This is a genomic window from Mycolicibacterium flavescens (genome assembly GCF_001722335.1).
Classification (GTDB): domain Bacteria; phylum Actinomycetota; class Actinomycetes; order Mycobacteriales; family Mycobacteriaceae; genus Mycobacterium; species Mycobacterium flavescens.
On the sequence record NZ_MIHA01000046.1, the window covers coordinates 1 to 6,541 of the forward strand.

Consider the following 6,541-nt stretch of genomic DNA (forward strand, 5'->3'; position numbering starts at 1 on the left):
CTGGCCGCGCCCGCGCCACCGCCGCCGCCCCCGCCTGCTCCGGCCCCGCCGGCTCCGGCTCCGGTGGATGCGCTGGCCGCACCTGTTCCGCCGCCACCTCCCGCCCCGCCCGCACCGGCCCCCGAGCCCGCGCCGTTCGACGCGTTGGCCGCGCCCGTACCGCCGCCTCCGCCGCCGGTCGACCCGCTGGCCCCGGTCGAGGCGCAGGCCGTCGCCAACTGGGACGTCGCCCCCGACGCCCCGGGCGCGCAGCTGTGGTCGCTGACCGCCGACGCGCCGCTGCAGCCGGCCCCGGCCCCGGTTGATCCGCTGGCCGTCCCGGCTCCGGTCGAGGTGCCGCATCTGGTCGGTCCCGAGAACCTGCCGCCGGGCACGACGGCCGACCGCGCCGAGGTCGCGCCGGACAGCCCGAACGTCTCGTACCTCAAGGAGATCTGGCACGCGATCCAGACCCAGGAGGTCACCGGGAAGGACGCGCTGCTCGCGCTGACCCAGCGTCCGCTCACCACACCGGACGCCCCGGGTGGTGCGGCGCCGAATCTGCCGGCCGCCCCGGCGCCCGTCCTGCCGCCGGCGTGAGCGCGGGCCGCTAGGCCGAGTTCACCCATTCGTCGGAGCCGTCGGCGAAGAACTGGTGCTTCCACACCGGCAGCCGTTCCTTGACCACGTCGACCAGGCGTGCGCACGTCTCGAACGCCGCTGCCCGGTGATCGGCGGCCACGGCGGCGACCAACGCGGCGTCGCCGATCTCCAGCGCGCCGACCCGATGGCTGACCGCGATCGCGCGCACTCCGGTTGCGGCCCCGGCGATCTCGGCGGCCACCTCGGCCAGGGTCTGCGACGCCGAGGGGTGCGCTGAATACTCCAACCGGGTGACGGCGCGCCCGCCGTCGTGGTTGCGCACGACGCCGGAGAAGCTCACCACCGCGCCGGCCCCGGCGTCGGCGACCAGCGCCTCGTGCTCGCCGACGTCGATCGGCCGCTCGGACAGGTCGCTGCGCAGCACGCGGGCGGTCATTGCCGGTGATCCTTTCCGCGGAGTTGGTCGAGCGCGTGCTCGAGAACACCGTCGAGCACCCCGAGGCCGTCCTTGACGCCGCCGGGCGAGCCGGGCAGGTTCACGATCAGCGTGCGGCCCTTGACCCCGCACACCCCACGCGACAGCACCGACGTCGGCACCTTGTCCTCGCCGGCGCGCCGGATGGCGTCGGCCAGGCCGGGGATCTGGTAGTCGACGAGCGCGGCGGTGGCCTCGGCGGTGCGGTCGGTCGGCGAGATGCCGGTGCCGCCGGAGGTGATCACGACGTCGGCGCCGTCGCTCACCGCGGCCGCGATCGCGTCGGCGACCGCGCTGCCGTCGGGCACCACCGCGGGCGCGGGGGCGGTGATGCCGCGGGCGGTGAGCCAGTCGACGATGACGGGTCCGGTGCGGTCCTCGTACACCCCCGTCGCGGCGCGGGTGGAGGCGATCACGACGCGGCCGGACCGCCGGCTCACGGCCGCGTCCAGGTGCCGGTCTTGCCACCCTCTTTGCGCAGCACCCGGATGTCGTCGATGCCGGCGGCCGGGTCGACGGCCTTGATCATGTCGTAGAGGGTCAGCGCGGCCACGCTCACCGCGGTCAGCGCCTCCATCTCGACGCCGGTGCGGTCGGTGCTGCGCACGGTCGCGGTGACGGCGACGGTGTCGTCACCGATGTCGAAGTCGACGTCGACGCCGGTCAGCGCCAGTTGATGGCAGAGCGGGATGAGGTCGCTGGTGCGTTTGGCGGCCAGGATCCCGGCGACGCGGGCGGTGGCCAGCGCGTCGCCCTTGGGTAGTCCGCCGGCGGCGATCATCGCGACGACGTCGGCGGTGGTGCGCAGCGTGCCCGCGGCGACGGCGGTGCGCCTGGTGACGTCCTTGGCGGTCACGTCGACCATGTGCGCCGCCCCGGACTCGTCGAGGTGGGAGAGTCGAGCCGGGTCGGACACCGTTACCGGTTGACGACCGTCACCGGGTGCACGTACGGCAGGTCGTCCGCCGGGAGCGGGAACGTCAGCTCGCCGAAGGGCGAGAGCGCGCCGGTGCGGTCGGTGGCCAGTTCACTGACCGCGTGATCGTCGCCGTCGACCTCGGGCCAGCCGGGGTCGACATAATGGTTCTTCCCTTTGTTGTCTGCCACGCCCACATTGTGGCAAATGCCTCGGCCGGTGGCGACACCGACGTCCTCCTTTACGCTGGTCAGCAATGACCGAGAAAGTTCCGGAGGGCAGGAGCGCAGCGACCGGGGAATCAGCACCGAGCATCCCGCTGGGCGCTTGGCTGGCCGATCTGCCCGACGCGCGGCTCATCCGGCTACTGGAGCTACGGCCCGATCTGACCCAGCCGCCGCCCGGCACGATCGCCGCGTTGGCGGCCCGCGCGCAGGCCCGGCAGTCGGTCAAGGCCGCCACCGACGACCTCGACTTCCTGCATCTGGCCGTGCTCGACGCGCTGCTGGTGCTGCACGCCGACTCCACCGCCGTACCGGTCACCAAGCTCGTCGAGCTGATCGGTGACCGCGCGCCCGAGACCGCCGTCGCCGCCGCGGTCGACGCGCTGCGCGACCGCGCGCTGGTGTGGGGCGACGCGACCGTGCGGGTAGCCGCCGAGGCCGCGGGCGGCCTGCCCTGGTATCCGGGGCAGGCGACGGTCGAGGACACCGGCGCGACACCGGAGGAGATCGCCGGCCGGCTCGAGACGCTCGACGAGGCCCAGTCCGATCTGCTGCGCAAGCTGCTCGAGGGCTCGCCGGTCGGACGCACCCGCGACGCGGCGCCCGGCACGCCGCCGGACCGGCCCGTGCCGCGGCTGCTGGCTGCCGGGCTGCTGCGCCAGATCGACGCCGACACGGTGATCCTGCCGCGGCTGGTCGGTCAGGTGCTGCGCGGCGAACTGCCCGGCCCGGTGCAGCTGACCCACCCCGACCCGGTGGTGGCGACGACGACGGCGGCCGACGCCGATGCGGTGGCCGCCGGCGCCGCCCTGGACCTGCTGCGCGAGGTCGAGGTGCTCATCGAGACGCTGTCGGTGACGCCGGTTCCCGAACTGCGCAGCGGCGGCCTCGGTGTGCGCGACATGAAGCGGCTGACCAAGACCACCGGCATCGACGAGACCCGGCTGGGCCTGCTGCTGGAAGTGACCGTCGCGGCCGGGCTGATCTCGGCGGGATCACCGGAACCCGAACCCGACACCGGTGACGGCCCGTTCTGGGCGCCCACCGTGTCGGCCGACCGGTACCTGGAGTCCCCGACGGCGGCCAAGTGGCATCTGCTGGCGACGGCGTGGCTCGACCTGCACGGCCGCCCCAGCCTGATCGGCACCCGCGGTGTGGACGGCAAACCGTATGCCGCGCTGTCTGATTCGTTGTTCTCGACCGCAGCGCCGCTGGATCGGCGGCTGCTGCTGGGCCTGCTCGCCGACCTGCCGCCCGGCGCCGGGGCGGACGCGACGTCGGCTGCGCGGGCGCTGATCTGGCACCGGCCGCGGTGGAGCGTGCGACTGCAGCCGGGGCCGGTCGGGGACCTGCTCGACGAGGCGCACACGATGGGCCTGGTCGGTCGCGGGGCGCTGGCCACCCCGGCGCGCGCACTGCTGGCCGGCGAACCCGCCGACGACGTCGTCAAGGCGATGGACAAGGTGCTGCCCGCCCCCATCGACCACTTCCTGCTGCAGGCCGACCTGACCGTGATCGTCCCGGGCCCGCTGCAACGCGACCTCGCCGAGGACCTGGCGGCGGTGGCCGCGGTCGAGTCGGCGGGCGCGGCGATGGTGTACCGCATCAGCGAGGCGTCGATCCGGCGGGCGCTCGACACCGGAAAAACCGCAGGCGGACTGCACGCGTTCTTCAGTCGTCACTCGAAAACACCTGTGCCACAGGGGTTGACGTACCTGATCGACGATGTCGCGCGCCGGCACGGACAGCTGCGGGTCGGGATGGCGGCGTCGTTCGTGCGCTGTGAGGACGCCGCGCTGCTGGCGCAGGCGGTCGCCGCCCCGGCGGCCGAGGCGCTGGAGATGCGGCTGCTCGCACCGACGGTCGCGGTGTCGCAGGCGCCGATCAACGAGGTGCTCGCCGCGCTGCGGCAGGCCGGGTTCGCGCCGGCCGCCGAGGACTCGACCGGAGCGATCGTCGACATCCGGGCCCGCGGTGCGCGGGTGCCGGCCCCGCCCGGACGGCGCCGCGTCTACCGGCCGATGCCCACCCCGACCCCGCAGACGCTCAGCGCGATCGTCTCGGTGCTGCGCAAGGTGGCCTCCGCGCCGACCGGCGGTATGCGGCTGGACCCCGCGGCGGCGATCACCCAGCTGCAGGAGGCCGCGCACCTGCAGGCGTCGGTCGTGATCGGCTACGTGGACCCGGCCGGGGTGGCCACGCAGCGGGTGGTCGCCCCGATCAACGTCCGCGGTGGGCAGCTGACCGCCTACGATCCGGCCTCGGGGCGGGTCCGGGACTTCGCGATCCACCGGATCACCTCGGTGGTGGACGCCGACCACGCCTGACCTGCGGGTTCGACCGAGCCGGCCGTGGCATGTCACGGCGGTCGGGATAATGGACAGAATGACTGACGGCCCCTTGATTGTGCAGTCCGATAAGACGGTGCTGCTCGAAGTCGATCACGAGCTGGCGGGTGCGGCCCGCGCGGCGATCGCCCCGTTCGCCGAGCTCGAACGCGCACCCGAGCATGTGCACACCTACCGCATCACGCCGCTGGCGCTGTGGAACGCCCGCGCGGCCGGCCACGACGCCGAACAGGTGGTCGACGCGCTGGTGTCGTTCTCCCGCTACGCGGTGCCCCAGCCGCTGCTCGTCGACATCGTCGACACGATGGCCCGGTACGGGCGGCTGCAGCTGATCAAGCATCCGGCGCACGGGCTGACGTTGGTGAGCCTGGACCGGGCGGTGCTCGAAGAGGTGCTGCGCAACAAGAAGATCGCGCCGATGCTCGGGGCCCGCATCGACGACGACACCGTGCAGGTACACAACAGCGAACGCGGACGCGTCAAGCAGATGCTGCTCAAGATCGGTTGGCCGGCAGAGGATCTGGCCGGCTACGTCGACGGTGAGGCACATCAGATCGATCTGCGCCAGGACGGCTGGCACCTGCGCGACTACCAGGAGATGGCGACCGAGTCGTTCTGGGCGGGCGGCTCGGGTGTGGTGGTGCTGCCGTGCGGCGCCGGCAAGACACTCGTCGGCGCCGCCGCGATGGCCAAGGCCTCGGCGACCACGCTGATCCTGGTGACCAACACCGTCGCCGGGCGGCAGTGGAAACGCGAGCTGATCAACCGGACGTCGTTGACGGAGAACGAGATCGGCGAGTACTCCGGTGAACGCAAGGAGATCCGGCCGGTCACCATCGCGACGTATCAGGTGATCACCCGGCGCACCAAGGGCGAGTACCGGCATCTCGAACTGTTCGACAGCCGCGACTGGGGTCTGATCATCTACGACGAGGTGCACCTGCTGCCCGCTCCGGTGTTCCGGATGACGGCCGATCTGCAGTCGCGTCGGCGACTCGGCCTGACCGCCACCCTGATTCGCGAGGACGGCCGTGAGGGCGACGTGTTCAGCCTGATCGGCCCCAAGCGCTACGACGCGCCGTGGAAGGACATCGAGGCGCAGGGCTGGATCGCCCCCGCCGAGTGCATCGAGGTGCGGGTGACGATGACCGACAACGAGCGCATGCTCTACGCCACCGCCGAACCCGAGGAGCGCTACAAACTGTGCTCGACGGCGCACACCAAGATCGCGGTGGTGAAGTCGATCCTGGACAAGCACAAGGGTGAGCAGACGCTGGTGATCGGGGCGTACCTCGACCAGCTCGAGGAACTCGGCCAGGAACTCGACGCCCCGATCATCCAGGGCTCGACGAAGACGGCCGAGCGCGAAGTGCTGTTCGACAAGTTCCGCAGCGGCGAGATCTCCACGCTGGTGGTGTCCAAGGTTGCGAACTTCTCCATCGACCTCCCGGAAGCCAGTGTGGCCGTGCAGGTTTCGGGCACGTTCGGGTCGCGACAGGAAGAGGCGCAGCGCCTCGGGCGGCTGTTGCGCCCCAAGGCCGACGGCGGGGGCGCGGTGTTCTACTCGGTGGTCTCGCGCGACAGCCTCGACGCCGAGTACGCCGCGCACCGGCAGCGCTTCCTCGCCGAGCAGGGCTACGGCTACGTCATCAACGACGCCGACGACCTGCTGGGCCCGGCCATCTAGACGCAGTTTCTGCTGTGCCGGGCGCGGCGGACGCCCGGACACGCTAGCCTCGACACCCATGACCGGACGACAGCGGACCTCCGCTGCTTTGATCACCGCCGCGCTCGGCCTGGGCGCGCTGGCATTGTCGGCGACGGCCGGCGCGCAGCCCGCGGTCCCGCCACCGCCACCGGGCGAACCGCTGCCGCCGGGCCAGCCCGTGATGATCGTCGACAGCGCCCCAGCCGCTCCGCCGGCGCCGCCGCCCGCCGGGCCGCCGCAGGTCCCGCAGATCCAGAACCCGGTCTACGGCTCCGGCAGCGGTCCGTT

General features: G+C 72.6%; 6 protein-coding genes and 2 pseudogenes. 4 read left to right on the forward strand and 4 right to left on the reverse strand.

Annotation, left to right across the window (positions count from 1 at the left end; all coding sequences use genetic code 11):
• Positions 1–579 (forward strand): annotated as a pseudogene (locus BHQ18_RS28640) (transglycosylase family protein); the annotation flags it as partial.
• 10 nt (positions 580–589) lie between these two features.
• On the opposite strand, the gene BHQ18_RS28645 reads toward BHQ18_RS28640, so the two are convergent.
• Genes BHQ18_RS28645 through BHQ18_RS28660 form a run of 4 tightly spaced genes read right to left on the reverse strand, consistent with a single transcriptional unit; the run spans position 590 to position 2,170 of the window.
• A complete protein-coding gene (locus tag BHQ18_RS28645; RefSeq protein ID WP_069417018.1) occupies positions 590–1,018 on the reverse strand; it encodes a molybdenum cofactor biosynthesis protein MoaE in 429 nt (142 codons plus the stop codon).
• A complete protein-coding gene (locus tag BHQ18_RS28650; RefSeq protein ID WP_069417019.1) occupies positions 1,015–1,497 on the reverse strand; it encodes a MogA/MoaB family molybdenum cofactor biosynthesis protein in 483 nt (160 codons plus the stop codon). The genes BHQ18_RS28645 and BHQ18_RS28650 overlap by 4 nt, the downstream gene beginning before the upstream one ends.
• Entirely contained in the window at positions 1,494–1,973 is a 480-nt protein-coding gene (moaC, locus tag BHQ18_RS28655) for a cyclic pyranopterin monophosphate synthase MoaC (protein ID WP_084294481.1), read from the reverse strand. Before moaC ends, BHQ18_RS28650 begins: the two co-directional genes overlap by 4 nt.
• 2 nt (positions 1,974–1,975) lie before the next feature.
• Positions 1,976–2,170 carry a hypothetical protein gene (locus BHQ18_RS28660; protein WP_109789448.1) on the reverse strand — a complete coding sequence of 65 codons (195 nt, stop codon included), beginning with the start codon at positions 2,168–2,170 and terminating at the stop codon, positions 1,976–1,978.
• Positions 2,171–2,229: 59 nt separating this feature from the next.
• On the opposite strand from BHQ18_RS28660, the gene BHQ18_RS28665 reads away from it, so the two are divergent.
• The 3 genes and pseudogenes from BHQ18_RS28665 to BHQ18_RS28675 form a co-directional block, all read left to right on the forward strand.
• Positions 2,230–4,524 (forward strand): helicase-associated domain-containing protein, encoded by a 2,295-nt coding sequence (locus BHQ18_RS28665; protein ID WP_069417021.1) that lies wholly within the window; start codon positions 2,230–2,232, stop codon positions 4,522–4,524.
• Between the two features lie 58 nt (positions 4,525–4,582).
• Positions 4,583–6,232 carry a DNA repair helicase XPB gene (locus tag BHQ18_RS28670; protein ID WP_069417023.1) on the forward strand — a complete coding sequence of 550 codons (1,650 nt, stop codon included), beginning with the start codon at positions 4,583–4,585 and terminating at the stop codon, positions 6,230–6,232.
• Between the two features lie 58 nt (positions 6,233–6,290).
• Positions 6,291–6,541 (forward strand): annotated as a pseudogene (locus BHQ18_RS28675) (hypothetical protein); the annotation flags it as partial.

Bases quoted from the DNA above. Each gene is read 5' to 3' on its own strand.
- BHQ18_RS28645 (WP_069417018.1), bottom strand. From the start codon at position 1,018: ATGACCGCCCGCGTGCTGCGCAGCGACCTGTCCGAGCGGCCGATCGAC.
- BHQ18_RS28665 (WP_069417021.1), top strand. From the start codon at position 2,230: ATGACCGAGAAAGTTCCGGAGGGCAGGAGCGCAGCGACCGGGGAATCA.
- BHQ18_RS28670 (WP_069417023.1), top strand. From the start codon at position 4,583: ATGACTGACGGCCCCTTGATTGTGCAGTCCGATAAGACGGTGCTGCTC.